Consider the following 18,807-nt stretch of genomic DNA (forward strand, 5'->3'; position numbering starts at 1 on the left):
ATCATGTACCTGTTATTGCTTTCATGGTTTTCGCTGCCTGCTCCCTTACAGCAGGGTTTGCGCTTTGCATCAATGCCTCTACTCTTCCTTTCGCCTCGTCCGCCTTTCTTTCTGCCAGCACCTGGAGTAAAGCAATCTGCATCAGTGGCGGTTTGTTCTGTAAAGAAATGCCTGCCGTTGAAGCGACCATTCTGCTCCGCATGGTGAGCAATACATCCCTGATCAGGAAGATGGTATTGCTGTCTGCTTTGTTCATTTCGTAGATCAGTGAAGCGATCATGGTTGTATTACCCAGGAGGCCGGTGGCCCTGATCGCTGCAGTTTTCACCACCAGGTTCGTATCTGCCAGGGCAGCCTGGATCACCCTTGTGGCGGCTCGCTGCTGGCTGCCGCCTAGCAGTAAAAGAATCCCCGCTTTCGCAGCTCCTTTTTCTCTTACCACCCGGTCTAACCAGTAACTGGTGTTGGCACTGTTCATATTCTTTGCCGCCATTTTCAGGGCTGCTGCGCTGAAGGCGGGATCAGGATCTGCTGCTGCATCGCCCAGGATCCTGTTGCCATCACTGAAATGCACTGTTGCCATGATCTGCAGCGCCGCAATTCTTGCAGGCAGCTGTGCATGGGATTTACATTCCCTGAGCATGCGGGCGGCAATTATCCTGGCAGGTTCCTGCGGCCAGTTATCTGCCATGCGTTGTGCAAATAATATATACGCTGCCGTTGCATTCGAACTATCGTATACATAGCCGGCTTTTGCTGCTGCAGCATGTAATAATGAATCGCTGCTTTCATTCCCCAGGCTGGCGATGGCCATCAGGGCGGCCCTGCGCTGGCGCAGGTCTTTAGTATCAGCCAGGGCAGTTACAGCATCCAGTCCGCTCAGGTAACGAAGTTCCCCAATGGCATTGATCAATGCTATCCGGGCATTACCTTTTGATTTTGATAAGGCATATACGACCGTTGGTTTGGCAACGGGGCCATCGATCTGGATCACCGCTCTTACTGCTGCATCACACAGGGCATCCTGCACCAGGTAAGGCGCAATAGCAGCTGCTGCCACATCATTGCCACATAGCTGCAACTGATTGATCAGGAAAATTTTGGCTGGGATGGTGCTGACTTGTTTCAATGCCCTGCAATAAGCTTTTACAGCCGTTTTACGGGCAGAATCACGCAGGGCAGCAGTAACGTATACGGTATAGGCAGAAAGGGCATATTGCACGTTTACATTCCCGGTCTGCGACATCATAGCCAATGTTGTCAAGCCGGGTTCTCCCAGCTTTTCCAGCTGCTTCATGGAGATGGTTTTCAGGCTGTCATTGGGTGATGGCATTTCCTGCAGGATCATGCCGATCCTCGTAGCATAGGGTGATGGTTGCCCCTGCCCTGCTGCATGCAGGCAGGCGCCAAGTATAATGAATAGGATCAGATTCGAACGCCTCATGGTAAACGGTTATTTCCAGGTGCTGCGCAGGGCTTTATTCAGCAACCTGTTGGCACCTTCATCGAACAGGAAGGTTTGTTTTACAGGATCAAACTGGAGAGAACGGCCCAGTTGAAGGGCAATTATTCCCATATTGACCAGGGTACAGGAGCGATGTCCGTTTTCTTCGTTTGTCGCAAAGGTTTGCCTTTCCTTCACGGCTTTCACAAAATCAGTGGCGGCCAGTGGTGGATCAGGAAAATCGGCCAGTTTTGTTTCCAGGTCACGGATATCTGATTTGAAATCAGCATACAGTTTTCCTGCTGGTCCGGAGATAAAGGGTGCATTTGCCTCCCTGCCTTCAGCGTCCAGGATGATCTTACAACCATCTTCATAAGTAAAGGTGATTTTTTGCCAGGTGCCCACAACATCCGGATGTTGTAAAGGAGCTTCCACGGCTACCTCGACGGGGCTGGTTTCATCTTTACCCAGTATAAACTGTATAGGATCGAGGTATTGCTGACCCAGTTCTGCCAGGATGCCTCCACTATAATCCCAGTAAGCAGGAAAATGCTGGATCCTGTTGATATGATAAGGTTTATAAGGCGCCGGGCCAAGCCAGCGGTCATAATTCAATGTAGCAGGTATTGGCTGGGCAGGAAGACTGGTGAGCCCCGGGTTTTGAAAAGGCCAGTTAAAACCGGTCTGCGGCCCGAGTGTGATGGTAATTGGGCCGCCCAGTATCGCACTGCTTATCAGTTTTTGTAGTTTTTTAACAGGCATGTTGGTACCATACAGCTTACCTTCAATCCGGTGATCCAGATTGAGCCGGAAGATCCGGCCATAGGTCTGTACAGCCGTGATCACCTGCCTGCCTTCGGCAATGGAATGGGTCATCGGCGTTTCGCACCAGATATCTTTCCCTGCGGCGGCGGCTTCGATGGCCATGAGGCCATGCCAGTGCGGGGGCGTAGCAATATGTACAAAGTCGATGTCCTTTTGCAGGAGAAGGTGACGGTAGTCGTCGAAAGTCTTTACCTTTTTATCCAGCAGGGCTGCGGCCTGTGCCAGGTTAGCCTGGTTTACATCACAGAGAGCGGTTACACGGGTTCCAGGGTAGTTCAGGAATTGCCTGCCGGCAACACCGGTACCGATTATACCTTTGGTCAGCTGGTCACTGGGGGCCAGGTAGCCCCGACCCAATACATGCCGGGGAAGAATGGTAAAAGCAACCACCGTACCGGCTATATTTTTCAAAAATTCACGTCTATGATTTGGCATAGGATCTTCAGGTAATGATCTCGAAGGGCCAAGATATGCATTTTTTATAAATATATATTTCGGAGAAGAGGGCAAGCGATTTTTTACTTAAATTAGTATAGCCCTAAACCATTGAAACACAAATTCCATGTCAACCAATCGCCACGAACAGGTCATTGCCAGCATTAGCGAATACCTGCTGCTCAACCTTGACAAACCAGTGAGCATATCACAACTAGCTCATTCTCATTACATAAGTGAATCAAAGCTGAAACAGGATTTCAAAAAATACATGCATCTTTCCCTTATAAACTGGTTATTAGAACAAAGAATGCAAAAGGCTTTTCAGCTTTTACAACAATCGGATAGTAAAATTTCCGATATTGCGGAAGAAGTGGGGTATAGTAATGTCTCAAGTTTCAACCGGGAGTTCAGGAAACATTACGCCTGTTCCCCCCGGGAAATTCGGGAAGGAAATAGTGAATAAGTAAAACCATTCGGGGATTTTTACCGTATATATACTCAGTGCCAAAAAATTTCTGCATTTTTCTTAGACGTTAGCAGCCTTGCCGAAAGAATTATCAGACAAGCACTTATATCTATTATACGTTAGAATAAACTCTTTTCCCTGTAATTTTTACAAATCATTAACAGCCGTGTTCGAAGTTTATTTTCTAAAAACAGCGATGTGTTTAGTAGTTTTGCCCCGCTTTTATAACGAAAACGGATACAGCAGCCCGACCGGCAGATTATAGTAAAGTGGAGACATCGTGTGTCATGCGAATCAAAAAGATCTGGAGGCTACGCAACCTACAGGAGACGTTGGGTTCTTATTGTTCCAATCTAATTAGTAACATGTCACCGCTTTATAAGCAAAACAAAAGACACCAGACTACAACAATGCACAATGCTTTTTCCAAATTACTACAACGTAATTCAACATATTTATATAGTGCCTTGAAAAAGGGGCTATAACCTTCGTTTACGAACAATGCAAAATGAAATACCGGTACTTTAGTCCTTTAGTGCCGGTTTTTTTTTGTCCGTAATTTTAGTAGGAAGGCCTTTTAGATCTTGTTTTTTCAGGGGTATTCTCAAGACGCTCATCCAGTTGCTCATCGCTCATTTCACGTTCGGATTCATCCAAAGCTCGTTCCGCTTCTTCAAAAGCTCCACCCGAGCCAGTGTGCAAAATTTCATTTTCTTTAGGTAAGCCGGTCGACGCCCCGGTATCTTTCACATAAATCATTGGTATACACGTTTTTCCATTCAAAGGATCAATAACTATACTAAAATAATAAAAAACATGGGGATTCCATAGCAGTAGGGGTTTAACTCTTTATTAAGAGCGGGGTTTTGTTGTACAAAACCCCGCAACCTGGCTATTTCAGTAACTTATAAATGCCTTTCCCCCACAGTTTTCCAAGGCTTTCTGCCCCTGCTTTGTTGGGATGCAGGTAAAATACACCCTGCCAGCCTTCTTCAGCCTGCAGTTCTGCCGCCGCATGTTGCTTAAAATGCCCAAATCCCAGTTTATCACCCACAATTACCTGCCCGGGCTTTGTTTTTCCATACTCCTTCACCAGGGCATTGATCTCAGGGAAATAAGTTTGGAGCCTGTCCAGCCCACGCTGTAAATAGATCGCACCATTATAGGTATTCGGACTATACCAGATAGGTTGGTGTACCACCACCCTGCTCCCCGGAAAATCCGTGAGTAACTGATCGATGATCGCCTGTAAGTTCTTCTTATAGTTTTCGGGAGATACGGGAGCTCCATTGGGCCCCTCTACGGCACTATCGTTAGTGCCTAAATCAATTGAAAATACTAACAATGCATCTTTCTCTGCCTTATAAGCTTCGGCCGCAGCCTCCACTTTCTTAAATGCTTTCCCGGTAGCTGGCAGAAAATCTACCGTGGTATAACCGCTTACGCCCTGGTTGGTATAATTCACTTTACCGACCCCTTCCTGGGTTTGCAACCACTCCACCGCTCGTACCGGCGGCGCCTCCTTCTCCGGTTCCTTTAGTGTGGCCCCATGCGTAATGCTGTTACCAATAAATACAATGTTCACATTTGTGACGGCTTTCTTTTGCGCCATCGACGGTAGCTGGGCAATCACCAGCATGAGCAGGTATACACCCGCCCGTTGGCCATAGGTTCTCATATACATGACAATTTATCTCCGCCACTGGAAGTAGAAACAGCTCCCCTCTCCTAAACGGGATTCTACCCATACCCTGCCCCCCTGTGTTTCCACCAGTAATTTGAGGATATTTAATCCTATCCCTGTGCCCTTATCATCATCCTTGTCAGCCTTTTCAAACAACCTAAAGATCCTTTCATTATCCTTATCCTCTATGCCAGGACCATTGTCCTTCACATAAAATTTATAAAACTCACCATCTGGTGCACCGCCCACACTGATCTCTGCTACTGCTTTATCGTTATACTTAATCGCGTTACTCAGTAAATTCTGGAATACCTGCTGCAGTTTCTGCCTGCTGGTATGCAACACGGGCATATCCGGCCCCACTTCAATCCTTACATTTGCCGGCGGGAACAACAGTTTGATCTGCTGTTGCAACATCTCACTGACTTCTACATCTTCCGTTTTGTTATTGAACTGGTGTTCTTTGCTATAGTCAAGGATCGCTGTGATCATATCCGCCATCTGGCTGGCAGCCAGCACAGACATATTCATGTACTCTGACAGCATCGTGGAGCTTTTGATCTCCTGTTCTTCCTGCATAAGCATCAGCAAACCGGTGATCCCTGAGAGTGGTGTTTTCAGATCATGTGCCACTACGTGCATAAAACGCTCCAGCTGTCCATTGATCTGTTCTTTCTCTTTCAGTGTTTGCTTCAGTTCATCCTGGTAAAAATATAATTGCTCGAATACATTTACCTTGGCCCGCGTTACATTAATGTCCAGTGGCTTGGACAGGTAATCAACGGCGCCCTTCTTAAATCCTTCCAGCACGTCGTATTCGTCCTTGTTGATGGCTGTCACAAAAATGAGGGAGATGTTCCTTGTTTTCGGGTTGGCTTTGAGTAAACGGGCTACTTCAAAACCATCCATATCCGGCATCTGCACATCCAGCATGATCAGGCCAATATCGTCGTGTTTTAATACCTGCTTCAATGCTTCGTTGCCCGATGAAGCATGTATAAACGTCCTGTTATCCGCCAGCAGCATTTGTTCCAACGATATCAAATTCTCCATTCTATCGTCTACCAGCAGGATGGTAAATTTCTTAGTCATAATCATGGGCACTCTTTTAACGGCTGAACTTATTTATATATACGAAGAAAACCTCAGTCATGGTTCATTAATTATAAATTTTATTATATCTTCAACTGACAGTACATGAATCTCTTTGCTCATTTCCAGGGCTGCCTGCGGCATTGCAACGAAGGCCGCAGTAGCAGGATCCTGTACAATGCCGGTACCACCTGCGGCGATAATATCGCGCATGCCTGCTGCACCATCTTTATTGGCGCCGCTCAGCAAAATGGCCAGCGCCCTGCTGCCATATACATCTGCCACACTGCTAAAGGTCATGTCAATGGAAGGCCGGCTGTAATTGACGAGCTCTGAATAATCCAGCATAAAGGTCTTATCAGCCTCCAGCATCAGGTGATAATTTTGTGGGGCCAGGTAAATGTTACGGGGCTTTACGGCTTCTTTATCTTCAGGTTCAATAATTCTTCTTTTGGCGGAGAGCAGTCTGCCCATTTCACTCTGCACATTGCGGAGCCGGTGCAATACGATTACAACAGGAACCTGTAAATGATCGGGCAGCGCATCGAGAATGCTTGTCAATACAGCGATGCTACCGGCTGACCCTCCGATGGTGATAATATCGTATTTTTTGTCTTTCATAAATTTACAACATCCTGCTTATCCTTTTCTCCGGTAGATCTTATGCGCCGCATGTATCGTTTCAAATTTCTCATGGATGCTGGCAAAGCGCATCGTTTCTTTGATTCCCATGGCCAGGTAACCGCGTGGGGAAAGGCTATCGTAGAATAATTGCAATACGTGGTTCTGCAATTCCCTGTTAAAATATATAAATACATTCCGGCAACAAATGAGCTGGAACTCATTAAACACTGTATCTGTTACCAGGTTGTGCTGGAAAAAGGTAATATGCTTCCGCAGTTCTTTTTTAATCAGCACATTGTCATACCTCGCGGTATAATAATTTGAAAAATCGCCTAACCCTCCCGACTGAATATAATTATAAACATAGTCCTTCATGTTATCCAGCGGTAAGATACCCATATTTGCCTTTTCGAGGTTCATTGGGTTGAGGTCAGTTGCATATATCCTGGTTCTTCCCAGCAGCCCGGCCTCATGCAGCAGGATGGCCATAGAAAAAACCTCTTCCCCGGTAGAACAACCGGCATGCCATATTTTAATATTAGGATACGCCGCCAGCTTAGGAAGTACCTGTGTCCGCAGCGTGTGATAAAACAAGGGATCACGGAACATTTCCGTCACATTTACGGTAATATACTGTACCAGCCGGTTAAAAAAATCTGCATCATTGACAAGCTGATACTTCAGCTCAAATACGGTAGCCAGTCCGGCACAGCTCATAAAACGAACAATCCGGCGTTTGAGCGACGCCTGCGCATAACCGGTGAAATCATATCCGTATTGCAGCTTTATAATATTAACAATATCAACGAAATCTGCATTAGATATGTCTTCCTTCATAGAAACATTACAAGGTTATACCATCCAAACATGCATAAGTGATAAAAGTTTACTGCTGTCGATCGGCTTCGCAATATAGTCCGAAGCCCCGGCAGCGATACATTTTTCCCTGTCCCCCGCCATCGCTTTTGCAGTGAGTGCAATCACCGGCAGATTTTGATAACGAACCTTGGCGCGGATACGACGTATGGCTTCGTAACCATCCATTTCCGGCATCATGATGTCCATCAGTACTAAACGAATATCAGGATTTTCTTCCAGTCTTTCAAGTGCTTCTTTTCCATCAGCAGCAGTTACTACATCCAGACCATAACCTGCCAGCAGTGCACTGAGCGAAAATACATTCCGCATATCATCGTCTGCCAGCAGCACCTTTTGTCCTTCCAGGTTTCTTTCTGTTCTGGCAACCCTGTCTGCAGGCTGTGCGATGGTCGTTTCCTTCAGCTTGTAGAGGAAGAGTTCCAGTTCGTCCATCAACCTGTCTCCGGAGAACGTAGAATTGCGTACGATGGCCGCTGCGTTCTTTTTCAGCGCCAGCTCATCGGCTTCTGAAATGTCGTGATCGAGGTAAATGATCACCGGCAGATCCCTGGCAGCACTGACCTGCTTAAGCTGGTTGAGCCGGGCGATGCTTTCTGAAATATCTGTACCGGCGTCCAGCACAATACCGTCGTATTGATGGGATTGTAGTTCCATCGCTGCTTCAGGCAGTGTCTTCACCAGGTGATACTGGGTTTGCAGCTGGCGCTCGTCACTGAGTGATTGCAGGAAAGGATGATGGAGCAATACCCCGTCTGAAATTACCAATACCTTTTTCAACCTGGCTTCCAGCCGTGAGGCAATACCGGAGAACACCGTTTCCAGGTCCGTAACCTGCAGTGGTTTCTGCGTATAACCCTCTACTTTATCACGTACCTGCAGGGAGATCTCTCCTGCAGATACTACGTGTACGAGTATATGTTTCAGTTCTTCGTTGTTCTTCAGAATCTTGAGGATACTATTACCATCGATCAATGGCAGGTTCATATCCAATATGATCGCTGCCGGCAGGAATTTGCGGGCAAAGAACAAACCATCATTCCCGTTGAGAGCGACAATGGTTTTAAATCCTTTTTGCCGGGCAAAGTCACGAAGAATGGAGGCAAAGCTCGCATCGTCCTCAACGATAAGGATAAGCTTGTCCTGTTTGTTTATCCCGTTGCGGTCATCTTCTACCAGTTGGTCTCCAGGCGGGGCAATATCCCTGATAGCAGGAGCGGGTGCTTCATTTACGACAACAGGGGCCGCGGTTGCCGGAGCTACCGGGTTATTTCCTATGGCGGAGGGCATCACAATTGTAAAGGTACTCCCCTGTCCTTCTGCGCTTACCAGGCGGATCTCACCTCCCAGGCGTTTCATCAGTTCTTTGCTGATACTGAGGCCCAGACCGGTGCCGCCATACTTACGGCTGGTAGAGCCATCAGCCTGGCGGAATGCCTCGAATATCAGCTGTTGCTTATCAGCAGGAATACCTGTTCCCGTATCGGACACCGCGATGTGCAGACCATCGGCCTGTACACTCCAGGCCAGCTCGATCGTGCCTTCTTTCGGCGTAAATTTAAAGGCATTGGAAAGCAGGTTTTTGATCACCTGTTGCAGGCGCTGTCCATCTGTCTGTATGGTAGCAGGAACAGTGGCGTCTATATTCGTAATGAAGTTGATCTGTTTTTCCTCGGCCACTACATGGAAAAGTTGTTGCAGATCGCTGTTGATACTTTTCACTGCTACCGGCTCTATGTTCATCTCCACTTTGCCGGCTTCTATCTTCGACAGGTCAAGTATATCATTGATGAGTTTAAGCAGATCCGAACCGGACTTATGAATGATGCCGGCATATTCCATCTGTTTTGCGTTCAGGTTCTGCTCTTTGTTTTCTTCCAGCAGGCGGGCGAGGATCAGCACACTATTGAGTGGTGTACGCAGCTCGTGCGACATATTTGCGAGGAATTCTGATTTGTAAGTGCTGCTTTGCTCCAGTTCTTCGGCTTTTTTAGACAGTTCCTGTCTAGCCATTTCCAGGGCAGAGTTCTGCACAATCATTTCGTCATTCACCTGGCGCAGTTCTTCTTCCTGTACCCGCAGTTCTTCTTCAGAGGCCTGGAGTATCTCTGACTGGCGGGTCAGTTCTTCGTTGGACTGCCGCAGTTCTTCCTGCTGGGTTTCGAGGATCTCTTTCTGATCCTGTACACGGCGAAGCAGTTCGAGCACTTTCTTACGGGAGCCCGCAGCATTGACAGCTACAGCAATGGCGTTTGAGGTATTGCGCAACAGTTCTATGGCCCTATCTGACAGCGGGGCAAAAGACACCAGTTCAATCAATCCTGCAAGGTCATTATCATGCCACAGGGGCAGGCATATTATGTTGCCAGGGGAACTATTTCCGGTAGCGGATTCAAGTCGCCAGTAGCTGGCAGGAATATCTTTGATTACAAGCAGTTCTTTTTGAGCAGCAGCTTCGCCGGTGATACCTTCATGCAGGGCGTAAGACTTTTTGATAGTGGCAGGTAGTCCCTTGCCGGCGCAGAGTTTCAGGAGTTTGCTTTCTTCTTCATAACAATAAAAGGCACCGGCGGGCAGGTCAAGGTACCTGACAAGGGAATGTACGCTATTATAAGCGAGTGCGTCAATATCAGCATCCCCCTGCAGGCTGTCGTTGACGATGCTCATACCGGTGAGCAGCCAATTATTTTCATTGGCCTTCTCATTGAGCAATTCTGTTTCCCTGAGCTTTACCTGCAATTCCTTTTGGGCCAGCTGGCGGGTATTGAATTCCCGGAAGGAGATGACCATAAGGGTGAGGGCAACGAGCAGGATAAAGCCGGTATTCAGTATAAGGGCATTAGAAGCCCTGGATACAGACTCCTCAATTGCGCCATTTCTTTTGGTGAGCAAGAGGCGTTCATCCACGATCATATTCGTCAACTCATTATGGATGGTATCCAGTAATACCCGTTCCTCTTTTGTTACTTCCTGTATATGAGAGAAAACATAATTGCTATCATGTCGTATTTCCAAACTCTCCCAGAAGGTCAGCAATCCTATCAGCTGCTTTTCCAATGTGATGCACCGGCGGATCTGACCAGGATTATCCTTTACCAATTTACGCAGGTCGTAGAAAAGTGGCAATATTTTTGGATGTATTTCGTGATAAGTATCAAGGTATTTAGGAAGATGGGTACTCCTGTAGGCGGTACTGGCGGACTCTATTTCGTAAACATTCCTGTTGATCCGCTGAGCGGTAGTAATCACTTCATAGGAATGTTCCACCCATTCTGACTGAGAACGTTGCTTTTTGAAGGTGATATAAGTAAAGATACCACCTCCTATTACCATCAGGATAGCGATCGTAAATCCGAGATAAAGGCGAGACTTTAAAGAGTTCTTCATAGTTAACAAATATAATACAATACTTACTACGAGCATCCTATCTGGCTTCAGTGAAGATTCGGTCAGATAAGTTTACAAAAAGGGTATTATAAGTATACGATAAGGACACCTTATTATCCCTTGGATATTGAGGTGATATACTGGTGACCTTTTAGTGGCGTTATAGTGAACTTATGCGAGCGAATCTTAAGCGAATATTGGGTGACGCTTTGATGGTGAGACGTATATAAATCTCCGTAATATGGCTATTATTGGACCGTTGGTAGTAATTTACAGCCGAATTCGAGTGCCTAAAATCGTAAACAAAACATTTACCGCCCCGAATAATTTTTAATAAATTATAATATAAAATAATTAACGAATTATTTGCAAAAAGGCTAAAACCTTTCAGGGTAGTTTTTAGTATATATGGTAAGCCATTACCAGACCATGCAAAAACAACTACACAGCAATAAGAACGTGAACAATTTTATAACACACACTAAAAATTTGGGTTGTACATCCCGTACCACCATTCTTCAAAAATAAAAGCCAATATATGAGTAGTAAAATTCTGCTTATTGAAGATGATGAAGTGATGCCGAAGATTGTTGAAAGGATTCTGCACAAAGAAGAATACAAGATTGAACATGTAACTAACGGCAAAGAGGCTTTCCAGAAGCTGGAAGATACCAACTATGCTTTTGACCTGATCATTACTGATATTATGATGCCATACGCTAATGGTTTCGAGATTCTCAGTAAAGTAAAAAACCGTAAAGATGGTAAACCAATTCCTGTGATTATTGTTTCTAATGCAGGGAACGAGGAAATGATCCTGGAAGGATTTAAACTGGGGGCGGACGATTTCCTGAAAAAGCCGGTGATACCAGGTGAGTTGCTGATCAGGGTAAAAAGGCTCCTGATGCAATACAGCAGGTAGTTGCCACCAGCATATTCTATGTGACCGATGACCAATTGACCAATCCTTATGGAATTTAGCTTATATGAATTCAGGTATGCTCCACTGAGTATACAGATTGCTGGTATTTTTATTGTTGTTGCCATCGTGTGTACGCTTCTGGCGTACTTTTCTATATTGGTAGGCAGGTATAGAGCATACCGCCAGTCAGAAAGGTTAAAGAAACTGCATCCGATCATCGACGAGCAACTTATGGAACATATCCTCCTCAATGAGGAGCTTGCCAGTGATGTACCTGCTGACCAGGTTCAACTTCCGCTGGAAAGTTTTCAACAACCTGTATTTGAGAAGAAATGGGCCCGTCAGGCACTCATCGACCGTCTTATCCACTATAGGAATAATGTAAGGGGATCCATGGGGGAACAATTGCGTAACCTGTATGTGCAGCTGGACCTGGACAAAGATTCCCTGAAGAAAATGAAATCCCGTAAATGGGAAAAAAAGGTACAGGCCCTGGCCGAATTGAGCAATATGAATATGTCCATTGCGGACGTAACCATTCTGCCCCTGACGAACAGTAATAACCGTGAGCTGCGTGCTGCAGCCCGCCATGCATATATCAAACTGAGTAAGAACGAGCCGTTTAAATTTTTCGATGTGGTGACAGAGCCCCTGCTGCTCTGGGACCAGGTGGAATTATTCAAGATCATCTCTACTACTGAGCATATTGCCATTCCTAATTTTGCGCAATGGATCACCTACTCTTCCAATAAATCAATTGTATCCTTTTGCCTGAAACTGGTGGTACGCTACAACCAGTTAAGTGCAGTGCCCGCTGTTGTAAAACTGCTGGATACCAAAGATCACTTTGTGCGTGCAGATGCAATTAATTGTCTTGGCAAAATGAAGATCGAAGATGTGGAGGAAAAGCTGGTATATATGTACAACAGTCAGCCCCTGAACTGCCAGCTGGAAATATTGAAAGCGCTGGGCAGGATCAGCAGTGGAAAGTTTGTTGATTTCCTGCGCCAGGAATTCCTGCACTCCACCGATTTTGAAGTTCGTAAACATGCTGCCAAATCCCTCATTAACAACAAATGGGCGGCTAAGGGCCTGATTCAGGAACTGATTGATACTGCGACGGCAGAAAACAAGCTGATCCTGAAACATAGCATGAACCCGTTAATAAAATTCTAGTTGTGAATGGATAATATCTGGGAAATCTTAGGGCGAATATATGAGAATGGTGTTTTCATTTATGGAACAGTACTGCTGGTGACATACGCCTTGCTGGCTGTCTTCTCTATGATATCCGTACGCGCTTATACCAAAAGGGATAACGCAGACCAGCTTAATACATTGCTTAGTTCTCCCTTAGCCCCCGGCATTACGGTGCTGGCACCTGCCTTTAATGAAGGTCTTACAATTATATTTAATGTACGCTCCCTGCTCACGCTGAACTACCCAAGATATGAGATTATCATTGTCAATGATGGTAGTACGGACAACAGCCTGGAACAAATGATCGAGGAGTTTGAGCTGGTACCTGTAGACTTTGCCTATAATGCAAAGATCCAGACCAAGCCGGTGCGAAGGATCTTTAAATCGTCCAATCCGGCCTATGCCAAACTGATGGTGATAGATAAGGTGAATGGTAAAAGTAAGGCAGATGCCGTGAATGCCGGTATCAATGCTGCTGCTTATCCTCACTTTGTATGTACGGATGTGGACTGTATCCTTGATAAGGACACCCTGCTGGAACTGATCAAACCAGTCATGCAGGAAGAGAAAAAACGTGTAATCGCCACCGGTGCTACCCTGCGTATTGCAAATTCCTGCGAGTTCGACCAGGGTGTCATGACCCGTATGCGCCCGCCACGTCAGCTCCTGCCCCGCTTCCAGGAAGTGGAATATATCCGTGCTTTCGTGTTGGGTAAAATGGGTTGGACCCTGCTCAACTGTGTGCCGAATGTATCAGGTGGCCTCGGACTGTTTGACAAAGAAATTGCCATCCGCAGTGGTGGTTATGACCATAGCTCCTTCGGGGAAGATATGGAACTGATGACCCGTATGTGCCGCTATTCGCACGACAATAAGATTGACTACGCCATCCGCTATATACCCAAAACGCTCTGCTGGACGGAAGCACCTGTAACCGTTAAGATCTTCAACCGCCAGCGTACCCGCTGGGCCAGGGGGCTTGCGCAGCTGATGTATGCTCACTTTGGTATGTTTTTTAATCCAAGGTATGGCAAAATGGGGATGATCATTTTCCCATACAATTTCTTCTTTGAACTGCTGGCACCTATTATTGAGTTTACCGGTATCATCTACTATATTGTAATGACCATCTTCGGACTCATCAACTGGCCAACAGCCCTGATACTGTTATTGTTCGTATATACTTATTCGGTAATGATCACGACGATCGCGATCCTCTGGGATCAGTTGTCATTTAAATACTATCGCACCTGGAAGGAAGTAGCCTTCCTTTGTACGACTCCATTCATGGAATTCTTCCTTTACCATCCGCTTATTGTGATCTTTGCCCTGCGTGGATACTGGTATTTCCTGACGGGGAAGAAAAGCACCTGGGGTAATATGCAGCGACGCGGATTTCAGCAAACACCTAAACCAGCTGCTACAGCAGCTGCAGCTAAATAAATACGCCTGTGGAACTGATAAGAAATTTTTACGAAGGCTTTGTGTTCATTTATGGTTGCACCATGCTGTTCATGTATGCGTTGCTGGCTATGCTCTCCCTGAGAGGTATCCGGAAGTTCCAGCGTAAGAACAGCTATGTAGATTATACCAAGATGCTGCAGTCCCCGCTGGCACCGGGCATTTCTATCATTGCCCCTGCCTTCAATGAGGCCGTGACCATTATCCAGAACGTACGTTCCCTGCTCACGCTGAACTACCCCACCTTTGAGGTGATCATCGTGAACGATGGCAGTACTGATGATACTTTGCAGAAACTGATTGATGAGTTTGAGCTGGTGGAGATTGACTTTGCCTACAACGCGCGGATTAACTGCAAACCGGTTAAGCGCCTGTTCAAATCTACGAATACTGCTTACGATAAACTGGTTGTGATCGACAAGATCAATGGTAAGAGTAAGGCGGATGCTTCCAATGCGGGTATCAATGCTGCGGCTTACAACTACTTTCTGTGTACGGACGTGGACTGTATCATTGAGAAAGATACCCTCATGCGCATGATCAAACCGTTCATGGATGAAGAGCATCATAAGATCAAAGAGATCGGGGAACCTTGTCCTGAATGTGGTTATGTACATGTGAAAGAAGATAGTATCCGTGTCATTGCAACCGGTGCTACGCTTCGTATTGCCAACAGTTGTGAGATTGACGAAGGGGTGATCACCCGTGTTCGTCCGCCGGAAAAGTGGCTGCCACGCTTCCAGGAAATGGAGTACCTGCGTGCATATGTACTGGGAAAGATGGGTTGGAGTGTAATCAACTGTGTGCCGAACGTATCTGGTGGTCTGGGTTTGTTCGACAAGGAAATTGCCATCAAGGCAGGTGGTTACGACAGTAAATCATTTGCGGAAGATATGGACATCGTGACACGTATGTGTACTTACATGATGGACAATAAACTGAAGTATGCCATCCGGTACATTCCTACTACGCAGTGCTGGACAGAAGGTCCGCCTAATATGAAAGTATTCAGCCGGCAGCGTACCCGCTGGGGACGTGGCCTGGCAGAGATTATTACGATACACAGAAAGATCATTTTCAATCCCCGTTACAAGCAACTGGGAATGGTGGTATTACCTTATAACCTGTTCTTCGAATTCCTGGCCCCCATCATCGAATTTACAGGGATCATTTATTATATCTACCTTATTATCACCAACCAGATCAACTGGCAATTTGCACTGATCCTGCTGGCTTTCGTGTACTTCTATTCGGTGATGATCACGACGCTGGCAATATTGTGGGATCACATGACCTATCAATACTATCGTACCTGGAGAGAGGTACTGGGGCTGGCACTCATGGCTTTTATAGAACCTTTCGTATACCATCCGCTCATCGTATTCTTTGCCCTGCGAGGTTATTTCAATTTCATAACGGGTAAGAAACACAGCTGGGGGAATATGCAGCGCCAGGGATTTGGTAAGAAAAAACCTGCAAACACCTAAGATGATGTCTTTTTTTAAACATATATTATCAGTTACCCTGATATGCCTGTCCTTACAGGCAGAAGCACAGTTATTCAAGAAAGGCCCCGATGTGGATGACCTCTATAACGAGGCGGTGAAAGAAACCAAGGCGCGGCATTATGCAAAAGCTATTGAACTTTCAAAAGCAGCGCTGGCCAAACGGCCTGAATTTACAGACCAGGAATTATTGCTGGGCAGGCTTTACATGCTCACCGGTCAGACTAATGAAGCACGTAAGCATGTAAAAGCGGTGCTGGCCAAGGATCCGATGTACAGGGATGCCTACCTGTATGCCATTAATATAGAACTGGGAGCAAAGAAGTACGAGGAAGCCAATTGTTATGTAGATGAAGGATTATACCACTTTCCGGGTGACAGAGACCTGATGTTGAAAAAGTTGGGGATCATGGACGCCAGTGAAAACTTTTTCCAGGGGGGCATCTATGCAAATTCATTGTTAGAGAAATACCCGGGCGATACGGTTGTGAACCGTGCATATACCGGTCACTATATGCTGGCAGGCCATTACTACCAGGTAAGAGGCAACCAGCTGCTGGCACAGCAGAACTATGAAAGAGCATTGCTGGTAGACCCTAATAACCGGGAAGCAAAAGAAGCTATAACGAATATGTATATCCGCAGTGGTAGCTATACCAGTGCAATAGAACACATCAACGCGGAGCTGGCTGCAAATCCGGGGTCTTATGAGCTGATGATGCGGAAACTGGGATTACTGCAGGACACGCATGATTATGCCGCTGCATTGGCTTACCTGCAGGTGATACTGAAAAGGTTCCCGAACGATGGCAAAGCGCGTAATATGGAAACACCTCTGCGCATGGAAGCGGCTGCCTGGTATGCGAATACAGATCCTTACTTATTATATGAAGGGGTGCTGGCTAAGAATCCCGGCAACCGTGAGGCCCTCGACAAAGTAATTGGCCTGAGTATGTCTCGCGGTGCTTATCGCGAAGCACTGACATGGATTAACCGTGGCCTGAAGAATAACCCGAATGATCAGCGCCTGCTGGCCCTGAAAATGGATGTACTGGAAAGCGATAGGAAATTTACGGAAGCCGCGGCACTGGCAGAGAAACTGCGCCAGAACAACCCCGGCAACGCAGATCTGAAGAGCAGGTTTACGGCCCTGAAAATAGCCAGTGGACGGGATTACCTGGCACAGCAGCAATATGACCTGGCATTGTCAGAATTTTCCAAAGCACTCCAGGCTGATCCAAAGGATACCGCGGCACTGGAGATGACAGCCAATACCTACATTACGCAGAAAGATTATGTACGTGCATTGCAGGTATTGGATAAGGCGCTTCAAAACTATCCTGACAATACCCGTTTCCTGATTAAGAAAAGCAGTGTACTGGCGGATATGGGGCAGTATGATGAGGCGGCAGCGATTGCTTCACAACTGCTGGAACGTAGTCCGGGTGATGAGCGTTACCAGGCAAACCTCGTGGACCTGCGCCTGACAGCAGGCAGGATCCTGATGCAATCAGAAGAGTATGATATGGCTGCGGCTCAGTTCAGGGCTGTACTGGCGGAACAACCGAATAACCTGGATGCAATCAACTACCTGATCAATATGGAAACGGCAGTGGGGCAAGCGGATAGTGCCTTGCAATATGCAGATCAGGGCTTGAAGTATTATCCTGATAATAAGGACCTGTTACTGAAGAAAGCAGGTGTATTGACTTCGCTGCATAGATATGCCGAATCAAATAATATTGCTTACCAGCTGATGCAGCGTTATCCGTTTACTGTGAAGTACCGGAACGCCTATACGGATGGTTTGCTGGCAGAAGGTACTACCTATCAGCGGAACAATCAGCCGGATAGTGCCCTGACTGTCTTTAAACAGGTACTGGCTGTGAACCGCCGTGATTCTATGGCTTTATTGTATAGCATTAACCTGCTGAATGGCAAACAGCAATACGATAGCGCACTGGTGTATGCGAATGAAGGGATCCGTTACTATCCCAATAATGATGCTTTTATTCAGAAACGTGCGGTGACGCTGGAGAGCAGGAAGGAATATGTGTTGGCATCCGCAGCGGCAGATTCTGTGGTGGTATTGAAGAACACGCCTGCGAATGTGGACTATGCAGATTACCTGAAGAGCAAGACGCTGAAAAATCAGTTTGGCATGTACTACCTGAATACTAATTATGATTATGCTTCCACAAAATACAGTATTGCCACACTTGAATACCGGCATTATATTCCAAGAGGTTCCTGGGCTGCCCGCCTGAACTATGCAGGCCGTACACAAGGCACCGGTCTGATGGGTGAAGCTGAAATTTATTATAACCATACACCTAAGATGTATTCTTATGGTTTGGTGAACTACTCTAATGGGATTGTGTTTCCACAGTTCAGAGTGGCTTATTCCCTGTTCAAAACCTTTAAGCATAATATTGAAGGGGAACTGGGTGTGCGTTACCTGAAGGCGGACAGTGTGAACAGTATTTCGGGCGTAGCTTCTGTGGCAAAAACATGGAAGGATTTCTGGGTGAATTTCAGGGCGTATTTTATCAGCGATTCGCCTAACTTCTATACTTCCTTTAACCTGACAAGCCGGTATTACATGAACCATAGCCAGGATTATATCATGTTTGTAGCGGGATTGGGTACTTCACCGGATGATAGAAGCAGGCTGGTGCAGTTCCCAAAACTGGCGGGGTTATTGACAAGAAGTGTAGGAGCCGGTTATTTGAAAACGTTTAAGTACAGGACTTCAGTCGGGGTATATGGAACCTGGATCAATCAGAAGATCAATGATACAGACTACCAGAACCAGTATGATCTTTACATAACCTTACAACGTAAGTTTTAAATATACTGACTCCCTCCCCAATACGGAGGGAG

14 protein-coding genes are annotated in these 18,807 nt (G+C 46.3%); 6 read left to right on the forward strand and 8 right to left on the reverse strand.

Annotated elements, in window-relative coordinates; genetic code table 11:
* Window position 1: 1 nt before the first annotated feature.
* Window positions 2-1,444, reverse strand: coding sequence for a HEAT repeat domain-containing protein (locus U0033_RS11505; RefSeq protein ID WP_072356492.1), 1,443 nt, complete (start codon window positions 1,442-1,444; stop codon window positions 2-4).
* A 9-nt stretch (window positions 1,445-1,453) separates the two neighbouring features.
* Window positions 1,454-2,680: a Gfo/Idh/MocA family oxidoreductase gene (locus tag U0033_RS11510; RefSeq protein ID WP_322518499.1), complete on the reverse strand. Its 1,227-nt coding sequence runs from the start codon at window positions 2,678-2,680 to the stop codon at window positions 1,454-1,456.
* A 151-nt stretch (window positions 2,681-2,831) separates the two neighbouring features.
* On the opposite strand from U0033_RS11510, the gene U0033_RS11515 reads away from it, so the two are divergent.
* Window positions 2,832-3,170 (forward strand): helix-turn-helix transcriptional regulator, encoded by a 339-nt coding sequence (locus U0033_RS11515; protein ID WP_072356486.1) that lies wholly within the window; start codon window positions 2,832-2,834, stop codon window positions 3,168-3,170.
* Window positions 3,171-3,734: 564 nt separating this feature from the next.
* Here U0033_RS11515 and U0033_RS11520 read toward each other — a convergent pair.
* The 6 genes from U0033_RS11520 to U0033_RS11545 form a co-directional block, all read right to left on the reverse strand.
* Window positions 3,735-3,932: a hypothetical protein gene (locus U0033_RS11520; protein WP_072356483.1), complete on the reverse strand. Its 198-nt coding sequence runs from the start codon at window positions 3,930-3,932 to the stop codon at window positions 3,735-3,737.
* Between the two features lie 133 nt (window positions 3,933-4,065).
* The gene (locus U0033_RS11525; RefSeq protein WP_083571325.1) at window positions 4,066-4,851 is read right to left on the reverse strand and encodes a GDSL-type esterase/lipase family protein; all 786 of its coding nucleotides are present in this window, start codon (window positions 4,849-4,851) and stop codon (window positions 4,066-4,068) included.
* Between the two features lie 12 nt (window positions 4,852-4,863).
* The gene (locus U0033_RS11530; protein ID WP_072357061.1) at window positions 4,864-5,949 is read right to left on the reverse strand and encodes a sensor histidine kinase; all 1,086 of its coding nucleotides are present in this window, start codon (window positions 5,947-5,949) and stop codon (window positions 4,864-4,866) included.
* 57 nt (window positions 5,950-6,006) lie between these two features.
* A complete protein-coding gene (locus U0033_RS11535; RefSeq protein WP_072356480.1) occupies window positions 6,007-6,570 on the reverse strand; it encodes a chemotaxis protein CheB in 564 nt (187 codons plus the stop codon).
* Between the two features lie 18 nt (window positions 6,571-6,588).
* The gene (locus U0033_RS11540) at window positions 6,589-7,410 is read right to left on the reverse strand and encodes a CheR family methyltransferase (RefSeq protein ID WP_072356477.1); all 822 of its coding nucleotides are present in this window, start codon (window positions 7,408-7,410) and stop codon (window positions 6,589-6,591) included.
* A gap of 15 nt (window positions 7,411-7,425) precedes the next feature.
* Window positions 7,426-10,836 (reverse strand): response regulator, encoded by a 3,411-nt coding sequence (locus tag U0033_RS11545; protein ID WP_072356475.1) that lies wholly within the window; start codon window positions 10,834-10,836, stop codon window positions 7,426-7,428.
* A 538-nt stretch (window positions 10,837-11,374) separates the two neighbouring features.
* Between U0033_RS11545 and U0033_RS11550 the strand changes: the two genes are divergently transcribed.
* Genes U0033_RS11550 through U0033_RS11570 form a run of 5 tightly spaced genes read left to right on the forward strand, consistent with a single transcriptional unit; the run spans window position 11,375 to window position 18,775 of the window.
* Complete coding sequence (locus U0033_RS11550; protein ID WP_072356472.1) at window positions 11,375-11,758, forward strand: response regulator; 384 nt, start codon at window positions 11,375-11,377, stop codon at window positions 11,756-11,758.
* A gap of 48 nt (window positions 11,759-11,806) precedes the next feature.
* Entirely contained in the window at window positions 11,807-12,934 is a 1,128-nt protein-coding gene (locus tag U0033_RS11555; RefSeq protein WP_072356470.1) for a HEAT repeat domain-containing protein, read from the forward strand.
* Between the two features lie 6 nt (window positions 12,935-12,940).
* Entirely contained in the window at window positions 12,941-14,401 is a 1,461-nt protein-coding gene (locus U0033_RS11560) for a glycosyltransferase family 2 protein (RefSeq protein WP_072356467.1), read from the forward strand.
* Window positions 14,402-14,409: 8 nt separating this feature from the next.
* Window positions 14,410-15,906, forward strand: coding sequence for a glycosyltransferase family 2 protein (locus U0033_RS11565; RefSeq protein WP_072356465.1), 1,497 nt, complete (start codon window positions 14,410-14,412; stop codon window positions 15,904-15,906).
* A gap of 1 nt (window position 15,907) precedes the next feature.
* The gene (locus U0033_RS11570) at window positions 15,908-18,775 is read left to right on the forward strand and encodes a tetratricopeptide repeat protein (RefSeq protein ID WP_072356463.1); all 2,868 of its coding nucleotides are present in this window, start codon (window positions 15,908-15,910) and stop codon (window positions 18,773-18,775) included.
* The last annotated feature ends 32 nt before the right edge of the window (window positions 18,776-18,807 follow it).

It is taken from the genome of Chitinophaga sancti (genome assembly GCF_034424315.1).
Taxonomy (GTDB): domain Bacteria; phylum Bacteroidota; class Bacteroidia; order Chitinophagales; family Chitinophagaceae; genus Chitinophaga; species Chitinophaga sancti.

Excerpts from the sequence above, each read along its gene's own strand:
- U0033_RS11505 (WP_072356492.1), bottom strand. The coding sequence starts at position 1,444 with ATGAGGCGTTCGAATCTGATCCTATTCATTATACTTGGCGCCTGCCTG.
- U0033_RS11515 (WP_072356486.1), top strand. The coding sequence starts at position 2,832 with ATGTCAACCAATCGCCACGAACAGGTCATTGCCAGCATTAGCGAATAC.
- U0033_RS11520 (WP_072356483.1), bottom strand. The coding sequence starts at position 3,932 with ATGATTTATGTGAAAGATACCGGGGCGTCGACCGGCTTACCTAAAGAA.
- U0033_RS11525 (WP_083571325.1), bottom strand. The coding sequence starts at position 4,851 with ATGAGAACCTATGGCCAACGGGCGGGTGTATACCTGCTCATGCTGGTG.
- U0033_RS11530 (WP_072357061.1), bottom strand. The coding sequence starts at position 5,949 with ATGACTAAGAAATTTACCATCCTGCTGGTAGACGATAGAATGGAGAAT.
- U0033_RS11535 (WP_072356480.1), bottom strand. The coding sequence starts at position 6,570 with ATGAAAGACAAAAAATACGATATTATCACCATCGGAGGGTCAGCCGGT.
- U0033_RS11540 (WP_072356477.1), bottom strand. The coding sequence starts at position 7,410 with ATGAAGGAAGACATATCTAATGCAGATTTCGTTGATATTGTTAATATT.
- U0033_RS11545 (WP_072356475.1), bottom strand. The coding sequence starts at position 10,836 with ATGAAGAACTCTTTAAAGTCTCGCCTTTATCTCGGATTTACGATCGCT.
- U0033_RS11550 (WP_072356472.1), top strand. The coding sequence starts at position 11,375 with ATGAGTAGTAAAATTCTGCTTATTGAAGATGATGAAGTGATGCCGAAG.
- U0033_RS11555 (WP_072356470.1), top strand. The coding sequence starts at position 11,807 with ATGGAATTTAGCTTATATGAATTCAGGTATGCTCCACTGAGTATACAG.
- U0033_RS11560 (WP_072356467.1), top strand. The coding sequence starts at position 12,941 with ATGGATAATATCTGGGAAATCTTAGGGCGAATATATGAGAATGGTGTT.
- U0033_RS11570 (WP_072356463.1), top strand. The coding sequence starts at position 15,908 with ATGATGTCTTTTTTTAAACATATATTATCAGTTACCCTGATATGCCTG.